14 protein-coding genes are annotated in these 20,197 nt (G+C 45.1%); 11 read left to right on the top strand and 3 right to left on the bottom strand.

Features of this window, described 5'->3' with window-relative positions:
* The first annotated feature begins 54 nt into the window (after nt 1-54).
* From WC882_02630 to WC882_02620, 3 genes are read left to right on the top strand one after another with little or no spacing between them, the layout of a single operon-like run.
* Complete coding sequence (locus WC882_02630) at nt 55-1,698, top strand: hypothetical protein (GenBank protein ID MFA5842543.1); 1,644 nt, start codon at nt 55-57, stop codon at nt 1,696-1,698.
* A gap of 35 nt (nt 1,699-1,733) precedes the next feature.
* The gene (locus tag WC882_02625; protein ID MFA5842542.1) at nt 1,734-3,578 is read left to right on the top strand and encodes a hypothetical protein; all 1,845 of its coding nucleotides are present in this window, start codon (nt 1,734-1,736) and stop codon (nt 3,576-3,578) included.
* 10 nt (nt 3,579-3,588) lie between these two features.
* On the top strand, nt 3,589-5,631 hold the full coding sequence (locus tag WC882_02620; GenBank protein ID MFA5842541.1) for a DUF4012 domain-containing protein: 2,043 nt from the start codon (nt 3,589-3,591) through the stop codon (nt 5,629-5,631).
* Here WC882_02620 and WC882_02615 read toward each other — a convergent pair.
* From WC882_02615 to mutL, 3 genes are all read right to left on the bottom strand, one after another.
* The gene (locus WC882_02615; GenBank protein ID MFA5842540.1) at nt 5,628-7,286 is read right to left on the bottom strand and encodes a hypothetical protein; all 1,659 of its coding nucleotides are present in this window, start codon (nt 7,284-7,286) and stop codon (nt 5,628-5,630) included. The two genes, WC882_02620 and WC882_02615, sit on opposite strands and share 4 nt — an antisense overlap.
* A gap of 293 nt (nt 7,287-7,579) precedes the next feature.
* Entirely contained in the window at nt 7,580-8,722 is a 1,143-nt protein-coding gene (locus WC882_02610) for a hypothetical protein (protein ID MFA5842539.1), read from the bottom strand.
* Nucleotides 8,723-8,866: 144 nt separating this feature from the next.
* The gene (gene mutL, locus WC882_02605; GenBank protein MFA5842538.1) at nt 8,867-10,924 is read right to left on the bottom strand and encodes a DNA mismatch repair endonuclease MutL; all 2,058 of its coding nucleotides are present in this window, start codon (nt 10,922-10,924) and stop codon (nt 8,867-8,869) included.
* Nucleotides 10,925-11,191: 267 nt separating this feature from the next.
* Between mutL and WC882_02600 the strand changes: the two genes are divergently transcribed.
* The 8 genes from WC882_02600 (at nt 11,192) to WC882_02565 (ending at nt 20,146) form a co-directional block, all read left to right on the top strand.
* The gene (locus WC882_02600; GenBank protein ID MFA5842537.1) at nt 11,192-12,352 is read left to right on the top strand and encodes a LysM peptidoglycan-binding domain-containing M23 family metallopeptidase; all 1,161 of its coding nucleotides are present in this window, start codon (nt 11,192-11,194) and stop codon (nt 12,350-12,352) included.
* A 91-nt stretch (nt 12,353-12,443) separates the two neighbouring features.
* A complete protein-coding gene (locus tag WC882_02595) occupies nt 12,444-13,205 on the top strand; it encodes a polyphosphate polymerase domain-containing protein (GenBank protein MFA5842536.1) in 762 nt (253 codons plus the stop codon).
* A 9-nt stretch (nt 13,206-13,214) separates the two neighbouring features.
* Nucleotides 13,215-13,997 carry a DUF4956 domain-containing protein gene (locus tag WC882_02590; protein ID MFA5842535.1) on the top strand — a complete coding sequence of 261 codons (783 nt, stop codon included), beginning with the start codon at nt 13,215-13,217 and terminating at the stop codon, nt 13,995-13,997.
* A complete protein-coding gene (locus WC882_02585; protein ID MFA5842534.1) occupies nt 13,916-15,961 on the top strand; it encodes a CotH kinase family protein in 2,046 nt (681 codons plus the stop codon). The genes WC882_02590 and WC882_02585 overlap by 82 nt, the downstream gene beginning before the upstream one ends.
* A gap of 291 nt (nt 15,962-16,252) precedes the next feature.
* Entirely contained in the window at nt 16,253-17,380 is a 1,128-nt protein-coding gene (locus WC882_02580) for a HAMP domain-containing sensor histidine kinase (GenBank protein MFA5842533.1), read from the top strand.
* Nucleotides 17,381-17,413: 33 nt separating this feature from the next.
* Nucleotides 17,414-17,719 carry a membrane protein insertion efficiency factor YidD gene (gene yidD / locus WC882_02575; protein ID MFA5842532.1) on the top strand — a complete coding sequence of 102 codons (306 nt, stop codon included), beginning with the start codon at nt 17,414-17,416 and terminating at the stop codon, nt 17,717-17,719.
* A gap of 85 nt (nt 17,720-17,804) precedes the next feature.
* Nucleotides 17,805-19,376, top strand: a complete 1,572-nt coding sequence (gene purH, locus WC882_02570; protein ID MFA5842531.1) for a bifunctional phosphoribosylaminoimidazolecarboxamide formyltransferase/IMP cyclohydrolase — start codon at nt 17,805-17,807, stop codon at nt 19,374-19,376.
* An 8-nt stretch (nt 19,377-19,384) separates the two neighbouring features.
* Nucleotides 19,385-20,146, top strand: a complete 762-nt coding sequence (locus tag WC882_02565; GenBank protein ID MFA5842530.1) for an undecaprenyl-diphosphate phosphatase — start codon at nt 19,385-19,387, stop codon at nt 20,144-20,146.
* The last annotated feature ends 51 nt before the right edge of the window (nt 20,147-20,197 follow it).

Below are 20,197 nucleotides of genomic sequence, written 5' to 3'. Positions count from 1 at the left end.
AACCGCCTTACGATCGTGATGAATTTTAATTCATATTTTGTTCATGAAATTTTTATGACATTTAAATCCTGCTCGCATTGTTCAAAACCATTCGAAATCACAGACGCAGACGTGGCATTTTATGAAAAAATCAGCCCCACATTCGATGGCAAAAAGGTGGTGATTCCGCCTCCCACTTTATGCCCTCAATGTCGAGACCAGCGTCGTCTTACATTTCGTAATGAACGCTCGCTTTATCAAACCAAATCCTCGCGTTCCGGCGAGCCGCTCATCTCTTATCTTTCACCCGATAAGCCTTACAAAGTCTATTCGCAAAAAGAATGGTGGAGCGACGATTGGGATCCCACGATTTATGGCCGTGATTTTGATTTCAATCGCCCGTTTTTTGAACAATTCAACACTCTACTTCATGACGTGCCGCGCATGAATCTCTTGATTTGGCAGTCTGAAAATAGCGATTACTGCAATTTCATCGATTTTTGTAAAAATTGTTATCTCACATTTGGGGCCAGCAACTGCGAAAATGTGTATTACTCAAACCTCGCGGATTCGGACAAGGATTGCGTGGATTGTTCGGGATGTAAAAACTGCGAACTTTGTTACGACTCCATTGATTGCATCCGTTGTTACAACATCCTTGCCTCGATTCAGTGCAAAAATTCCACCAATCTCGCGTTTTGTTTTGATTGTCATTCGTGCCAAGACTGCGTGGGTTGTTTCAATTTAAAATATAAAAAATATTGTTTGTTCAATGTGCAATATTCAAAAGAGGAATATGATGCAAAAAAAGCAGCGTGGAGTTTTGCACAACGGGAAATTTACGATGCTCTGGAACAGAGTTTTTTAAAAAATATCCAAACGCGCGCCATCCACCGGGCCGGCACACTTCTTCATACTGAAAACTGTTCCGGCGACCATCTCACACATTCCAAAAATACACATTTTTCATTCGAATCCGACCGACTTGAGGATTGCAAATGGGCAAATTTTTCCATGAATTGCAAAGATTCCTTCGACATTTTTGGTTCGTCCAAAAAAGGCGTGGAGCGCACGTGCGAGGGCATGTGCATTGAGGGAAAAAATATCTTAAGCGGGTTTTATATCGCGGGTTATTCGAATATTTATTATTCGGATTTTGTGGTGGGGTGCCACGACGTGTTTGGATGTGCGGGATTGAAGCGCAAACAGTACTGCATTTTGAACAAACAATATTCTCGAGAGGAGTACGAGAAATTGGCGTTGAAAATCGCGGAACACATGCAAAAAACAGGAGAGTGGGGCGAGTTTTTTCCCGATACGTTATCCCCGTTTGAGTATGGCGAAACCGTGGCGCAGGATTATTATCCTTTGCCCAAAATAGAGCTTTTCACTTCGCAAACGAATGCTAAAAACAGCGCCGCGGACCCGAATTCAAATGCATGCAAATCCTGTGGAAAATTTTACAAAATCATCCCGCAAGAACAAGAGTTTTATCAAAAATTAAATGTGCCGACGCCGACCGCGTGCCCCTCGTGTCGCCATCAAAAAAGACTCAGCTTAAAAAATCCGCATGAATTGTGGGGACGGCCTTGTTTCAAATGTAACGAAATCATTTTAAGCCCGCATCGCCCCGAAAGTTCCAAGCTCGTGTATTGCCAAAAATGTTACCTTAAAATTGTGGGTTGATTTTTAATTTCCTTAAACCTGTTCTTTTGGTAGAGTGAAAGCATCTTTATTCACTCGCCCTTTTTCTCATGATCCTCCTTGAAAAATTAAAAAAAGTTTTTAAACGACTCAAGCGGAATCCGGTGGAGGATGTTTATTTTGAGTCCCCGGCGTTCTTGAGGCGCTGGCATGAATTTTTGATGAAAAGCAAATGGGTGCGCGGCGGGATTTTGGTCGCGATTTTAGTGATTTTAGCCTGGGGAGCCTATCTGTTGGCGTATAAAATCGAAGCCCCTCAAGATTTGTCCGAGCTTTTGCCTGCGGACAGCACGATCGCGTATGTGGAAATTTCGACTCAACAATATGAGACCATGATGAGCACAGGCGAAACGCCAAGTTGGTGGGGAAATCTGCCTTTTTCAGGATTGATCGTGGAACCCGAGCCCGTTTCCGTGGATATTTTCCCAATTTATCCGGACGGCCCTCCTCCGGCCAGCGTGACCGAAGAACCAACAATCAATGCTCGGACCGAATTTGTTGAAACCGGTTTGGGAGATCGCGTGGGTATGGCATGGATTTACAACAATGAAGGTGCGATTTGGGGGATGCCTGGAGATTTTGGTGGGAGTTTTATCGAAAAATTGATGTTTTACGAAATTGAAGATGAAACAATGGCCCTCCAAACCTTGGGCCTCGAAAATCAAGAAGAGTCGATGCCCTACAGATTTATCGGTGATTATCTCGTAACTGGAGGAGGAACATTATTGCTCGATAAAATTGAAGCCGTGTTCAACAACGAAGAACCTTCATTAAAAAAAGATGAAAATTTTATGAAATTACGGCCGAGTTTGCCTTATAATTCCGCGGTTTTCTTTTATGCAAAACCTTCAGAACTTGAAACATGGCTCAAGTGGGGTTGGAATCTGGATATCGAAACTCTGGGAGCGACTTTCCCCAAGGCAGCGATTAGCTTGCAGGCGCTCAGCCACAGTTTCGCCTTATTTCCGGCCATGGGCGCGGTAGTCGATCCTGACAGCACTTCAACCCGCATTCAAACCTATTGGGTGGGTGACAAAACTCTCATTGGAGATGGCACTGAATCCTTTTTTCACAACGATAAAAAATACAAAGGAAATTTGCTTAACTATTTCCCGGACACAATCACTCAACTCTTTGGAGGGCAAAATGTCGCAGGAGGAAGTGGCCCCGGCTTCGTGCACCAACTCGCGTATGTCCTCGATGCGGTCGATGGGGTGAGTGGCTCGGCTTTGGAGCAGTGGATGAATGAAAAAATAACACTTTGGTTTGGCGAAGAAATCGCTCGCGATGCTCGGGAACAAAATACCGATGCCCCGGATTTTTTAACATTATTCGGTAGAGAATCCGCATTAGGTTTCTTTCAGCCCGACCCCGTTTGTACCTTCAACCCTGAAACCGACACCGAGCAAGTGTGTACAGAGTCCACGCCCGCGTACATCCTCGCCTTGGAAATCGACAACGATGAACGTGGCGCACGCGGTTTGGTCACCACTCTTTTCGAGAAATTACTCACTCGCGGTTATCTCGAAATCAACAAGGAAACTTCTACGCTTTCCGTGTCCGCCTTAACTTCACACCAAGCCGAAGAAGACGATATTTTTTACACACAAATTTTTAAAGAAAACGGAGGATTACTCTGCGCCTTTGTGGTGTATGACGACCTTCTTTTTGTCGCCACTACGGATGAGGCATTGCGAGCCGTGATTCAAACCGCAACCGGGAACCAAACGTCTTATGTGGAAACCGCCACTTATCTCAATGTGGAAAAACTTCTTTCTTCCGGAGATCAAATCTGGGCTATGCAAAACCAAAATTCTCAAATCGTATCTTCCTTCAATGGATTTGATGACGGGTTCGGCACCGTGCATTTTGTGACTCCAATTTCACTGGAATAAAATTCTATTTATGCGAGTTTTCAACGACATTCATTCCAAAAATCCTTCGCAAAAAAAAGCGGGTCATCCCTCTGTAACCGATAAACAATTTTATGAAGAGATTGAGGACCCGGCGATTCGCGTACCGAGCCGTTTGGGTGAGGCCTTGCGTATGATTGCCTTGGGCTTGGGGGTGGTCGTGATTTTGAACAGCGTAAATGTGTATTACAAGGGCCTGCAATTGGAAGAAAATGTGGCCACAGCCGCCTATTCGGGTGTGAATTCGATTTTAAGCAGTGATCTTTCGCGCAATAATTTCACTCTTGCGCAAACGCAATTTCAGACGGCCAAGGATTATTTGTGGTTTTTATCCGAAGATGCAAACAGCGGAGGCAATGGGGGAGAACTTTCCGCCGGCGTAACGAATGTGCTCACCGCAGGGCAGGAAATTTCAAAAGCCGGAGAATTGTTCATGGCATTTGTGGATGAGATGAAAACATTGAGCGGGGGTTTTCTCACTGAAAAATCAGATTCCGTGAGCCCTTCGCTCACCGAGAGTTTAAAAAATGCGTATGAGAAAAATTTTAAATCTGCGCTGGAATCCGCGCTTTCCGCTCAAGAACGCATGGCTTTCGTGGACACAACCTTGCTTCCTTCCGATGTTTCAACTCAAGTTCGAGATTCTTCAGCCAAACTTCAAGAACTCACCCATGTGCTCACCCAATTCGATACTTTTTTCCCCGAACTCCTCAATCTTTTAGGCGACGAGCACCCCGCCACTTATCTCGTGCTTTTGGAAAACAACAATGAGGCGCGGCCCGGAGGCGGATTCATCGGAAGCTATGTTTTACTGGACGTAAACGACGGGTATTTGGAAAACATGACATTCAATGATGTGTATGAATTGGACGGGCAGTATTACGAGCCCATCGCTCCTCCCGGCGAGATCGCGGATTTGACGAACAATTGGCGTTTCCGAGATTCGAATTATTCGCCGGATCTCACGGTTTCATCCGCCAAGAGCGCATGGTTTTTGGAGGAGGAAGGGGGCCGTGGCGTGGATTATGTCATGACCGTGGACCTGACTTTTGTGAGTCGATTATTGCAAATCACAGGACCGATCAAATTGGAAAGTTTGCCCATCGCGCTCAGCGCCGATAATTTTTCAACCGTACTTTCCTATATGGTGGAATCCAAATTAACAGGAATAAAAACCCCTAAATTGGTGCTTGGCGAATTTGTTGAGGCCGTTCAAACGCGGTGTCGCGAATTGCAACCCTGGGAAGATTTGCTTCAGCTTTCGGAGGAGATGGCATTGGCTAAGCATTTTTCCATTTATTCGGATGAACCGGGAGCCCAAGATTTATTTGAGGAATTGGGGCTTTTGGGAAAAATCGATCCCGTGGTCCCGAAAGAGGATTACACGCTCGTGGTTCACACGTCCATTGGCGGGAATAAGACCGACCCCTATCTTGAGCAATCCATTACGCATCGCACACAAATCGAACAGGACGGATTGGTTTACGATGAAATTGAAATCACTCGCACGCACACGTGGACCGATACGGATGAGATGATGTTACGAAATTTGTTGGCGAGTTTTGGTTTTACAGACGTGAGCCCGGAGATGATCGACATGCTGGGACGCGGCACGAATCGTTCGGCCATGCGCGTGTATGTACCACACGAAAGCGCGATTGTCTCTGCTCACGGCATTGAGACCACAGCCATTGAAACACACACCGATCTCGACTTGGGCCTGGATTATTTTTACTTTAAATGGGACCTCTCCCCCGGAGAAAGCGAGACGATCACTTTGACCTACATGCTCCCGTTTACGCTCGACTTCAATTCTCTCGCCGAATACCGATTGCATGTGATCAAGCAGCCAGGAGATCTCAATACCGTATTTAAAAAAGAATTTGCCGCCCCGGATTTGAATTCGTACGGAACTTTTCCTGAGGTTGACGAAATCTCGGGCATCACATACGAAGAAACGCTCGATGGTTCCCGTTGGGCCACCACACTTTTGCGCGATTTTCAGATTGCAAAGTTGTTGGGGAGGTGATTTTAATCCACGGCTTTAAGATAGCATTCTTCGCAAACCACTTTTTCCAAACGATCCGGGGAAAACGTGGTTTGAAGGGCTTTTTCGCACGTTTGGCATGTTCGATCCCACAGTTTTCTAGGGTTTCGCCAGCCGATTCTTTCTTGATGGCGGATATCGGGATGCTTTCGCGGAATGGGAAGGTTCTCTTTTCGATAAAATTCAAGTTCAGCTCGAACAATTTTAAACGGTTTTTTGCTGACTTCGCATTCGATCGCCCAATTCAAAATGTCATCCGGGATATCCTTGATAGAATCCGGCAATTTATGAGCCGGAATGATTTTTTGAACCTGTGGAATCGGAGTTTTATAATCCGACCAACGAACATCGCGTTGCAAGGCTTCTGATTTTGAGAGCGGATAATAATCCTGCGCCACAGTATCGTTATAAGGGAAAAGGGAAATCGAAGGAGGAAAAAATTGGCCCCATTCCCCGGTCTTTTGCATGTGTTTAATAAGTCGTGGCAAAAGTTTTTCATATTCCTTTTCTGTGTACTGTTTGTTTAAAATACAATGATTCTTTTTTCGAAGCGCCACACAGCCAAAAATATTTTTATCAAAGCGGCAGTGCGAACAATAAAAAGCTCGATTCGTCGCATAAATTTTGGTGCAATAAGCGCTTTCAACATTGTCGTCGCTCCCTTCAATTTCCAGGCAAAAACGATTTCCGATGGTTTCCGTAAGATCGTAACAATTTTGATTACTCCATGAGTCGTAGCAAAATTTAATGGATTCATTGTGCCGACATCCAAAACTTTCAAACGCATTTTTATTATTGAGAAGAAAATCTCCAGAAAAATTTTCATTGTTTTTCCCAATGTAAAATTTATGGGGAAAGGTTTGCGTGAATTTCAAGAAAGACTTTTTGAGTTGAGATAAAATCGAATGCTTTCCAAGATCGAATTCTTTGATTTTCTTCAAATATTCTTCTTGGGAATATTTTTTATTTAAAATATGGAATTCTTTATTGCGCAAATTGACGCACCCCCAACAGTTATGACACCCGATGCAATCTTTGCAAAACAAACAATCAGAGCAGTTTTCGATGTTTTGAGAAAAGGAGCAGTGGTTGCAGTTTTTGGCATTGATGACCTCGTAACACCTTTCGCCTTTTTCTAAATACAAACAATCCATGCAGTTTTTACAATACTGAAACCATGTGCCGTAAAAACAATCTTCGCTGTGATTAGCCACAATCGCCAAATAGCAATTTTTGTTATGGGACGATTGATTGGTGAATTCCGAGTTTTCACTGCTCGCATTGTTGAGGGCGATTTGAGGAACTTTTCGCAACAATTCTCCGAATTGTTCAAAAAAAGGTCGATCAAAATCCATTTCCATTCCAAAAGCCAACGGATCCCAGTCGTCGCTCCACCAACAATCATGGCAAAAAACAGGACAAGGCGCGTCACTCGGGTAAATGGAAACCAGTGGCTTTTTACAAGAACTGCACGTGCGTTGATAAAGCGTTCGTTCATTTCGAAAAGCGAGTCTGCGGCGTTGTCTTTCTTCCGGGCAAAGGATCGGGGGCGGAAGATCGAGATTTTTATAAAACTGTTGGTCTTCTTCAGTTACGGTAAAAGGCAATCCGGTCCATGGGCATGTGGGGTGAAGATCGGGCATGTTTTGTCCGTTTAAAAAAGTTCGAACAAATGCATTTTTATGGATAATTAAAGCGCGAACAAGAGAAGATCATAAATCTATAAAAAGGTGTTATCGTTTTTAACGAAAAAACGGACCTGTTCTAACCTTTTAAATTACTTATTTGTTAAAAATTTTTACAACAAAAAACGCTTGTCATAAGTTTTTTTCATGATTTTGTATCAATACATGAAATTGTTGAGCAGAAACATGAAATTTGTATTAAAAAGAGGACCTTTTTAAGGCCCTCTTTTTAGGATGTTAAATAAAATCTTCTATTCGTAAAGCGTCATGATATTTCCAACAATGGAGACAGATGGAGTGATATGAGTAACATAAGCCTCATGCTCCAAAGACCAAATTCCTTCGGTAACACTCACGGGTTTTAATGTGGCAAAAATTTGTTCTCCGACAAGAGAAGATTCATCCGCAACATCCAGGGTAAGGGCAAGATGTCGACAGGTTTCGGCATCAATAGTAAATGCATCACTAAAGTTGAAAGTTTGTTCAGTGTCACTCCCGGATAAACTAATATCTTGAGGTCCGCTCAGTACGTCACCAGTATCCATATCCACCAATTTAAGATCTAAGAAATTGGCGGCGGTATGCGTGCTGTTGAGAAGGATCCCGCTGGATCCCACAAAATCAAAAGTCAATTGTTGGACTTCCACATTAGTCTCGGAACAAATATAAAATTCAAGAATAGAAAAATCAGAAGAGTCGATGGCAACATCGGAACTTGAAGGGCCAGCGAAAGCAATTATAACTGCGTCAGTGATGTCAGGTTCAACCGTCACCGCAACCACAGGGCTGGTTCCTCCATTGGGTGCATCGGTTCCGCGAGCAATCCGCGTATTCCCATCGGCATCTTCGGCAACGACATCAGCGCTGAGATCCGCAATATCAATGGAAAAGGAGACGTCATTCGCAAGGGAGGCAGAAGTATTAACAAGAATATCCAGGCGACTTATTCCACCCGTCGGAATAGTCCAATCCAAACCTGAAAAGGTCACAGTACCCGAGGAAGAGAAAGTTTCCGCACCGGAGATCATGGTTCGTGAGCGCGGAGAATAAAGGGAAATCGAGGTTACAACGTCCTCAATATTTACCCCTGCATCCGAACCGGTTCCATCAGAATCATAGGTGCCATCATTGTCGCCATCGAGATGTCCGGTTAAAACAAGGTCTGTCATGGTTATGGGCCCTCTTGTTGAACGAAAACTAAAATCAACAGATTGAATATCCATTTCTCCCGCGGGAACCGTTTGGCTGGTAGGTCTTGGCGAAAGCCCAACAGTTAAAGTGGGTCCAGGCACATCGGCTTGGGATAAACTTGCGCCAATAGGAGAGAATGCTCCAGCGGAAAGCACGAACAATAGGCTCATCATTGCGCCTATTTTTTTATATTTGAACTTCATGTTTTAATAAAATTAAAAAATAGAAAAAGGGGATTACCCTGCCATGGACAACAAGGGTGGTCTATAAAGTATAACAAGAACGACTTGACCGTCTCTTAAGAAAAGGTCCCTTTGGTGTAAAGATAAAATTAAATAGATAGGTCATTATCTCCCGAATTTTCTCTCCAACTCCGTAAACGTAATTCGGAAAAGAGTGGGTCTGCCATGCGCGCACGCCGAGCCATTTTCCGTGGCCATCAAAGATTGAATAAGCGCTTCTTGTTCGTAATGCGATAATTTTTGCCCGAATTTGGCTGCGGCCCGACACGACAAGGTGTGCAACGCATGATCATGTCGCCGCGTAGACTCTTTGGGGGGCTCGTTGTTCATCAGGTCGTTGAGAAATCCTTTGATGATATCCTCGATCGGATCTTGCGCCAAAAAGTCCGGCACCGCATCCACGGCATAGCTATTTCCTCCAAACGAATGAATTTCAAATCCCAGCGAAGTTAAAAGCTCAAGATTTTCTTCCATCAGCGCTTTTTCGCGATAATCGAGGTCGAGATGAAGGGGCGTGAGCAACGGTTGTTTGGCCATACTGCGATCTGCTTCCCGCGCCTTAAATTTTTCAAGCATCACGCGCTCGTGCGCCGCATGCTGATCCACAATCAGGAGGCCCTCCTCATCTTCGGCAAGAATGTAGCTGTTTTTGAGTTGAGCAATCGGGCGAATGCGACCTTGAGGTCGCGCTTCATTAAAAGATTGAGAAAATTCAACCAGGGGAGTTTCAAAAGAGGAGGAACTTGGAGTTGCCGTAACCGTGAGGGGAATCGATGAAGCAACCGTCGGGGAACTGAAAGAAGTCGCAGGGGTCGAATTCATAGTGGTGTTCGGATCAATCCCTTGCGCCGCCAACCGTTCCGCGCGTCGTTTGAGTAAATATTCACGCCGGGCACTAAGAGTTTCGGTGTCTGCAGAAGAAAGTCCCCCTGAAATGGGGGCAGCACCTCCAAACATACGAGGCGTTGGGGCAAAATGACTCCCGGCAGGTTCGCTCCACGGCATAGTGGCGGCAATCGAGGGGTTATACGTTTCTCCGGCTTCTTCAAATTTTAATTTTTGCGGTTCCACGGCCTTGATCGATGATTTTCGCAAAAACGCCGGCATATCAAGGTCATCGGTTCGCAACGGCGCATTATGAATAATGGACGTTTTTCCCAGGGAGGATTCGGTGCTCGATTTTAAAACACGAAAAATCTCATGCGGGTCCGCAAATCGAACCTCAAGTTTTCGCGGATGGACATTGACGTCGATCTTGGCCGGAGCAATGGTCACTCCCACGACAAACACCGGGTATTGGCTGGCGGGAATCAGGTTGGAATAACCTTCTTTAATCGCATACCCCAACCGCGTGTCCTGCACGGGTCGTCCATTGATAATAAAATATTGATACCCGCGCGTGGTTCTTGCCACATGCGGTTTTCCGATAAAGCCGCTCAATTGAATGTCTCGTCCTCCGTAAAAAATCGGAATCATTTCTTCACTCACGGCACGGCCAAACAATCCACCGATGCGCGCCTTTAAATCCGTCGTTTTTAACAGATCAAAAATGGTGCGGCCATTGGATACAAATCGAAACGTGATTTCCGGGTGCGCCAACGCACTGGCCTGAAGCGTTTCAAGCACATGGCGATATTCGGTGGGGTCGCTTTTGAGATATTTTTTTCGCGCCGGAGTGTTAAAAAAAAGATTCGCTACCTCGAGTTTGGTTCCATTGGAGCATCCCGTGGCCGTGACCGTGGCGTTTTTTCCGCCTTCCATTTCCAGTCGAATCCCTCCCAGCGCTTGTGCGGTTTTAGTTTGGAGTGTGATCGAAGAAACCGACGCAATGCTGGCCAACGCTTCCCCTCGAAATCCCAAGGTTTGAATCTTAAAAAGATCTTCGAAAGACGCGATTTTACTCGTGGCATGTCGGTCAAAAGACAACCGGGCATCACTTTCATCCATTCCGATCCCATCATCCGTAATAATGATTTTTTCAATCCCGCCTTTCACAATTTCAACTGTGATGTGCGTGGCTTTGGCATCAATCGAATTTTCCACCAATTCTTTCACCACCGAAGCCGGCCGTTCAATGACTTCGCCGGCCGCGATTTGATTGATGAGAGTGTCGGGGAGAACGCGTATGGAGCCCATGTCCCTAGCTTCGCATATAGATGCCATAAAAGGCAAGATGAGACGTTTTAATCTGTGTCATTTTGTATTCACATGGCCCGATAAGATTACCCAAAATATAAAAAATAAATAAGTAAACGATTTGCATTGACTTTGGGTGCCAAGCATGGGTAATATCTTAAAAGTAAAAAAGTAAACGTGACGAAATGAGCAATGAGTGAAGTCTAAATTTAGTTTTTAGTCCTAACCCCGAGACCCATTAGTACCGTCAACTTGGACGCCCGCAAGGAGCGTCACTACAAAATGTTTGGCAAGATGCGGACCGAATTCGCACGAGTTCGCCAGCTCCAAGGTCGCATGAAGCTCTGCGCGGAAAATGCTCGCCAACGCTTCGTTCACCCCTTGAGTGGCACTTCTCCGGCTCAGCAGCTCTTTCAACGAGTCATGGTTCTCGCTTTGTTTATTTTTGTGGTCAACTCCGTGAGTTTGACCAGCGCTTATGATATTGGGGGTAGTTATGAATCCTCGGATTATTTGGCGATTGATACTTCGGTGAATCTCGTGACCGATGATGAAGGGTATTTGGCCAAGGTCACTCCTTGGGAAGGAGAAGCGCAATATTTGAATCGCGGGAATGAATGGGTGACCCATGAGGTCCAAAGCGGAGACACGTTGTCGGTCATCGCGTATCGGTATGGCTTGAATGCCAATACCATTTTGTGGGCCAATACCGCGCTTGGAAATGTGAATTATTTAAAAGTGGGACAACAACTCCGTATTCCGCCCGCAAACGGATATGAAGCTACGGTAAAAAGCGGGGAAAATCTCGATAAACTTTATGCTAAATATTATGACGGAACCGATGAAGAAAAGGATGCCATGAAAACACGCACCATTGCCATGAATAATCTTTCGGAAGATGGAGCCGTTGAAGCCGGGGCCAAGATTTTTGTGGTGGGAGGAGAAAAACCCTATGAACCGCCGGTTTATACCACGACCGCTACGGTCACAACCGCAAGCACCACCATTAAAGGAGATTACTATACGGAAGCCACGAACATGGATGTGGATGTGGTGGATGCAGGGGAAGGATGGGTCAGACCCACCGCAGGGGCGATCACTCAATGGTTCCACTGGGGACACTATGCGATTGATATTTCAGACACCAGTAAGCCGCCGGTGGTCGCAATTCGAGATGGAACCGTGACTCGCGCGGTATCCGATGGTTCCTATAGCGGAGGTTACGGGAATGTGATTGTGATCAATCATGGAGATACCCCGTTGGGAAATTGCCAATCGTTATACGCTCACAATTCAACCGTTCATGTTCAAGTGGGAGATTATGTGACTACGGGACAAATCATATCAAACCAAGGAAATACGGGTCGTGTATACGGGAAAACCGGGATTCATTTGCACATAGAGCTCACTTGTGATGGCGTAAAGATCAACCCGGCCTTTTTGTACGGGTACTAAAAAGTTCACAACTTTTTCACATTTTCCTCATCTTTCCTTCTTAAAGAGCGATTAAAAAACAATCATTCATCTTTTGATTGTCTTTTTTGCCATGCGAAATGTTTCGGGAATCATTCGAAAATTCAATCGGTTCGAACTTAAATATTTATTAACATCGGAGCAGGCCGCTCATTTTGAGAATAAAATTCAAGGCTATTTGCATCCGGATACTTATGGTCGGGGAGGGAAATATCGTCTTTCAAGTTTATATTATGATTCCTCGAAATATCATTTTTATTGGGAAAAAATCGAAGGCATCAAATTTCGAAGAAAATTGAGGATTCGACATTATGAATCGTCGGAACCCCTGACTGACCAAACAAAAGTTTTTGTGGAAATCAAACAGCGTTTGGATCGGGTGACGCAAAAACGTCGCCTCCGCCTGGCTTATCAAGACGCCTTGGAATTGTGTTCAGGAAAGTCCATCCCCGAGATTTTGCTTCCTGAAGAAAGATCCATCGCTGAAGAAATTCATGAAATGGTTCTTCGTTATAATCTGGAGCCGACTTCCGTGGTGAGCTATTTCAGAAAAGCCTATTTGGGAACGGATTATGACGAGGGCCTGCGAGTGACATTTGATACGGATCTTCATTATCGAACTCACGATTTGGATCTCAGGTCAAAAGCAAAAGGGGAATCCCTGTTAGCCCTTCATCATGTGATTATGGAAATCAAAGTCAACGAACGTGTTCCGTATTGGCTGACCGAATTTGTGGGAGAGAGCAATTTAAAACTTATTCGGGTGAGCAAATATTGTCAAAGTTTGGAAGTTTCGGAAAAAGTGCCTTCTTCTCGTTTTTTTATTTCTCTTTAACCCTTTTTTATGGATTCTTTTTTTCAAGCCCTTCAAGATCAGTTGAATTTTCAAGATTTATCCGGGGCTTTTACGGTAACGGATGTGATTTTGGCTTTAACATTGAGCTTTATCCTCACCGGAGGCATTGCTTATGTGTATAAAATCACGCACAAAGGCATGTCCTACACGCAAAGTTTTGTCCATACCCTTGTGATTATGGGGATGATCACGGCATTGATCATGTTGATTGTCGGGTCCAATATCGCTCGCGCCTTTTCATTGGTGGGAGCGCTTTCCATCATCCGTTTCCGCAATGCGGTAAAGGAAACTCGGGATGTTGGATTTATCTTTTTCGCCATGGCGATCGGGATGGCGGCCGGCACGCAATTTTATCTTTTGGCGATCCTTGCCACGGTTTTTATCAGTTGCGCCATTTTAATCATGAATCGTTTTAATTGGTATGCTCAAACCGCGGTCAATCTTCTCCTTAAAATTCAGGTTCCCAATAACCTCAATTTTGATACCTCATTCAATGAGGCCTTGGTGAAATACACGAAAGCATCGGATTTGATCAGTGTGGATTCCGTTCATTCCGGGATGTTGACCGAGGTGATTTACAGTATTTCTCCCAAGGAAAAAATCAATACGCGCGAATTTTTGGAAGAGATCAAACAGCTCAACGGGAACAATAAGGTGACCTTGATCACCGGGTATAACAACACGGATTTATGAAAAAAATGCTCATCCAACGTCATAAATGGCTCCCGATCACTTTCCTTTTTTTGACATTGGGCGGGGTTTGGGTTTTAGGGGATTTCAATATCACGGCTTACACGTCGAGTGATACCGTGCAGCTCCAAACTTGCACCGCAAATCAAGAGGGAATAGTCGATTTATTTGATGAAACTCAAGTGCATGAAATTCAAATTCTCGGAACCGATGATTTGTATGAGACGCTCAATGAAACTTATTTGGAAACGGATCGAAAAGATTATTTTGCCGTGGATGTGATCATCGATGGCACAAGGCTGAATAATGTGGGGATTCGATTGAAAGGGAATGCGTCGTTGCGGACCGCGGTGGGGGGAGGAATGGGGGGAGGAATGGGTGGATTTGAGCCTCCGGCAGGCATGGATTTCCCCGAGGGCTTTCAACCGCCGGAAGGGATGGTGTTCCCCGAGGGATTTGAGCCTCCGGCAGGGTTTGGACCTCAAGGAGGATTTCACGCTCAAGAAGTCTTGGGCCAAAAGGTCTCCGAGGGCATCACTGCAGACAGTCAAAAACAAGAGAGCAATAATATTCCTTATCTTCTTAAATTTGATGAATTTGTGACAGGGCAGTGTTATGGGGGATATTCGGAGATTGCTTTGCGCACAAGTGGCATATCAAAAGACGAATCGCTTTTGCAAGAACCCGTCACCAACGAGGTATTGAACAGCGTCGGAATTCTGGCGCCCAAATCCGTTTATGTGGCTTTACAATTGACCGCTTCGTCCGACCCTTTGCTTTACACCTTGGCCGAACAACCGGATCAGCATTACATCGATGAATATTTCCCGGAATCGAACAGTGTTTTATATAAAGTGGTGCAAGTGGGGAACGATTTCAGTTATTTGGGAGAAGACCCCACCGAATATGCAGAAATTTTTGAACAAAAAACAGCCATCAATGATGCAGACATGACTCCTTTAATTAAATTCATCCGATTTGTAAGTGAGTCCACGGATGAAGAATTTGCCGCTCAACTGGATGATTATTTGGAAGTGATCGCTTTTGCCGATTATTTGGCGGCCCAAAACTTACTTTCCAACAGTGATTCCTTGGCAGGCATGGGGAATAATTATTATCTTTATTATGATTTTGAGACCGAACGATTTACGATTTTATCGTGGGACGCGAATGAAAGTCTTGGGAAACTGGGGATGGGAGGAGGCGCTTCTTTGGGTATTTATTGGGAAAATGATGGGCAGTTTGGGCAGATGTTTGAGGTCAATGTCAATGCAGAGGTTGACGGCGACCAAAATCAACGAGGTGAAGGAGGGATGAATAAGGGAAATCATCTTTTAAAAGAACGTTTTTTAGCAACCCAAGAATTTTTGACTTTGTATGAGGAGCGTTATCGTTTGTTGTATGAAAAAATTTATGAACAAGATTTAATCACTCCGATCATTGATCAATTCGCGACCCTTATTACGACTTACAACACAGAACACGCCATCGTGGATCAGACGGCATTCGAGGAGGCGGTCGAGTTGGTTCGCACTTTTGTGGAGGAGCGACATGCGTATTTAAAAACCACGGAGCTTTTGGCTCCGTCGACGACCCCTTTTTGACCCGAGAAGCGGCTTGCTTCGTTTTTCTCTTCCTTATACACTTCACTGGATGCAAAACACGATTCTTATCATCGAAGATGACCCCCATATCGCTGATTTGGTGAAACTTTATTGCGAAAAAGAGGGCTTTCGCGCGATCACGACTTTGGACGGGAAAGAAGGACTTCGCTTAGCGGAAACGATTCAAGCGGATTGCATTATTTTGGATCGGATGTTGCCGGGCATGGAAGGCTTGGAAATTTTAAAAAAAATTCGTTTTTCCTCGAAAACGCCGGTGATTTTTTTGACCGCAAAAGGAGAAGAAATTGAGAAAATTATCGGTTTAGAATTGGGGGGAGATGATTATGTTACAAAGCCATTCAGTCCCAAGGAATTGATGGCGCGAATCAAAGCGTTGTTGAGAAGATCAAATCCGGAAGTTTCTCTTGAGGAAAAATTTAAAATCAACGATTTAACTTTGGACGGGGCTAAATTTGAAGTAAAAAAAGGGGGGAAAATCATTGAGCTTTCCGCTTTGGAATTTAAGTTGCTTCAAGTATTGGCTTCTCACCCGGGACATGTTTTTTCTCGGGAAAAATTGATGGAAAATATCTATGAAAGCCATTCAAAACTTGTTTTTGATCGGACCATGGATGTGCACATTAAAAATATACGTAAAAAGCTGGGAGATGATGCAAAAAAACCTCGCTACATTCAGTCCGTTTTTGGCATAGGTTATAAATTCAAAGAAGTATGAAAATCAGAGTTCAGACCAAATTATTTTTGGGGTTTATGGCCGTGGCCTTGGGCACGATGGTTTTAGTTTCTTTAGGGGCGCATTATTTTATTTCTCGGGAATTTAGGGATTTATTGGGCGGGGAAAATCCGCCGCAATTTCCTTGGCCGGGAGGCGAGGGAGGTGGACGGCCCCCGGAAGATCTTTTTTTAAGAGATATAAAAATTTATTTTACTTTGGCTGCAATGGTGGGCGGAATTTTAGCGGGCTTGATCAGTTTTTGGTTTGCGAAATTTTGGGTGAATCCTATAAAAAAAGTGATTGAAACCACTCAAAAAATCGCAAGAGGACAATACAAAGATCGCATCGAGACTCACAGCAAGGATGAAATCGGGGATTTGTGCCGTTCGGTGAATGCCATGGCCTCGGAATTGGAAGCCATGGAAAAACTGAGAAAAGAATTGATGTCCAATGTGGCGCATGAGCTTGCCACGCCTTTGACCAATATCAGTGGGTATTTGGAGGCCCTTCACGATGGCACCATTCAAGGAGAAGCACTCACTCAAAAAACAATAGAACTTTTAAAAGAAGAGACCGATCGATTGGCCTTTATGGTGAAAGATGTCCGCGCGTTATCCGTAACGGAAAATCCAACGCTTTGCATGATTTTTAAATCGTATGATGCAAAATCATTGATCGAGGGGGTGGTGATGAAAATGAAACCGGAATATGAAAAGAAAGATATTACACTTTCCATTTGTGTTGAAGGAACCCCGCAACTGGAGGTGGATAAAGATAAATTTTCACAAATTTTGATCAATCTTTTAAGCAATGCCATTCTCCATACGCCCTCCAAAGGGAAAATCACCCTCGCTGTTCGCGTTAAAAAAGAGGGGATTGAAATAGCGGTGCAAGACAACGGAGAGGGAATTTCTCAACAAGATTTACCCCATATTTTTGAACGGTTTTATCGCGCCGATAAATCAAGGTCTCGGGAAACCGGGGGGCTTGGGGTGGGGCTAACCATTGCACGAGCCTTGGTGGAGGCGCATGGAGGGACGATTGAGGCGGAAAGTAAAGTAGGGCAAGGATCGCGTTTTACATGTATATTCCCTTTACGTTGTGGCGGTTTGGACTTACACTAACCCGGGTCTTAAAAGATGTCTTTCTCCGTGCCTATGCTCACCTTTATCAAAGAGTGTTTCATCTCCCTGATTCATATCCCGCAACAATTGGCGTTGCTCATGATTCGGTTGTATCAAAAGACCTTGTCCCCGGATCACGGGCCTTTAAAAGATAATTTTCCGGGAGGTTTTTGTCGATTCACGCCCAGCTGCTCCGAATATTCGCGTTTGGCGATTTTGCGTTACGGATTGATCCGTGGCGGGCTTAAATCCATGTGGCGCATTTTACGATGCAATCCGTGCAGTCATGGAGGAGTTGATTTCCCTACTCACGGAGCGAAGCGGAGTGAGCTTGAGTAGCAACTGAATATCAGCTGCATGTTGAATTTTCGTGACGCAGCTGAGATAAGGTGAATTTCCCCCTATTCCTAACCCCCAATTTTCTATGTCTGACATCCAAACCCCAAAACGAGCCCTCATCAGCGTGTACGACAAAGAGAATCTGGTGCCTTTTGCGCAGGCATTGCAGGCCAAAGGGGTGGAAATTTTGTCCACCGGAGGAACCGCGAAATTACTCAAGGAAAACGGGGTTTCGGTCATTGAAATCGGGGACTACACCGGTTCGCCCGAGGTATTTGGAGGCCGAGTGAAAACCCTTCACCCCAAAGTGGCGGGCGGGATTTTGATGCGCCGCGACAACCCCCAAGATATTGAGGAAGCGGAAAAGAACGGAATCAAACCTATTGACTTGGTGGTGGTGAATTTATATCCGTTCAAGGAAACGGTTGCCAAAGAAGGAGTGACCGAAGAAGAGGCGATTGAGCAAATCGACATCGGAGGCGTGACTTTACTTCGAGCCGCAGCCAAAAACTTTAAACATGTGAGTATTGTGACGAGCATCAAAGATTACAAACTCGTGATGGACGAATGGGAACATGACGGCGGAATCAGTATGGAAACACGCCGAAAATTGGCCATCACCGCGTTTGATCGCACGTATTTTTACGATGAAACCATCAGCGATTATTTGAAGAGTCAGGGCGGGACTGTGGAACTTCTCAACTTGCATTATGAAAAAGTTCGCAAATTGCGCTATGGCGAAAATCCGCATCAGAAAGCCGCTTTTTTCAGAGATCCCAGCAACCAATACCCAAATGTGACCAATGCACGACTTTTGCAGGACAACAAAGAACTTTCGTTCAATAATATTCTCGACGTGGATGCGGCCTTGAAAATTGTGGGGGACTTTGAACGCCCGACCGTGACCATCATCAAGCACACCAACCCGTGCGGCGTGGCGTCGGCCAAAGACATCGACACCGCCTTTGACGCGGCCTACAACGTGGACCCGTTGTCTGCGTTCGGGTGCATCATTGGCATGAATCGCGAGTGCACCACCTCGATTGCCCAGCGCATCATTGACAGCAAATTGTTTGTGGAAATCATTGTGGCCACGTCGTTTGAAAAAGCCGCGTTGAAACTGTTAACTGCTAAGAAAAACATGCGCCTTCTCGAAACCGGCGAATTGCGAAAAAATCCCAATGAACGCGACGTCAAGAGTGTGAGTGGAGGACTTTTGATTCAAACGTCGGATCAATACGAGGTCACGGAAAAGGATCTCAAGGTCGTAACCAAGGTCCAGCCCACGAAGGAGCAAATTCAGACCATGCTTTTTGCCCGAAAAATCGTCAAACACGTGAAATCGAATGCCGTGGTTTTTGCTCAGACCGATCAAGAAAAAGGCATTGATGTGATCATCGCCATCGGTGCCGGCCAAATGTCCCGTGTGGACTCGGTTTTCATTGCCACACACAAAGGCGGCGATCGAATCAAAGGCTCAGTCTTGGCTTCCGACGCATTCTTTCCGTTCGCAGACGGAGTGGAAGAAGCTCATCGTTGCGGCGTTTCCGCCATCATTCAACCCGGCGGTTCCATGCGCGACGCAGACGTGATCAAGCGCGCGGATGAACTCGGTTTGGCCATGGTGTTCAGCGGGATAAGGTCGTTTAAGCATTAATTTTCCTCATGACCTTCCTCCAAGCCCTCCTCCTCGGCATTCTCCAAGGCATCACAGAATTTTTGCCCATTTCTTCAGATGGGCATTTGGTGTTGATGGAGTCTATTTTTAAGCTACCCTTAGCCGATTTGAAGGGTTTTGATGTGGCCCTGCATTTTGGGACGTTGTTCGCCATTGTCGCTTATTTTTGGAAGGATATTTGGGGCTTGTTTCGACAAAAAAAACTCATCGTTTACATCGTCATTGCCACGCTTCCGGCTGTGGTGGTCGGATTTACGCTCGAAGATTGGATGGATGCCACGTTTCGAAACCCCATGGCCGTGAGTTTGTTTTTGCTCGTAATGGCGGTTTTCTTTTTATTCGCGGAAAGAGTGGCAAAACTCGATGAAAAAAAACAATTCACTTTGCTCAACACGTTCGTGATCGGCGTAGCGCAAGCCTTGGCTTTGCTTCCCGGAATTTCACGCTCCGGCATGACCATCGGCACCGGGTTATTTTTCGGATTTAAAAGAGAAGAAGCGGCCCGATTCTCATTCCTTCTCGGCATCCCTGCGATCGCCGGCGCCGTATTTCTCACCGGGATTCGCGTATTCAAGGGAGAAGTGCCTCTCCCCGGTACGGAATTGGTTTTGGTCGGCTTCGTAACGTCTGCCGTGATCGGCTATCTCGCCATCGCGTTTTTGATGCGATTCTTAAAAAATCACCGGTTAACGGTTTTTGCGGTTTATCTGATAGTTGTGGCCGGAGTGGGATTGTGGTTTTCGAGATAATTTGGGATAAAAAGTAAAAAGTTAAAATTCGCGTGACAAATTCATGTTTCT

Source organism: Candidatus Gracilibacteria bacterium (assembly GCA_041658685.1).
In the GTDB taxonomy this organism is placed as follows: Bacteria; Patescibacteriota; Gracilibacteria; order UBA1369; family UBA12473; genus JBAZZS01.
Note: the sequence above shows the minus strand (reverse complement) of the source record. Positions and strands in the feature narration are given on the sequence as shown.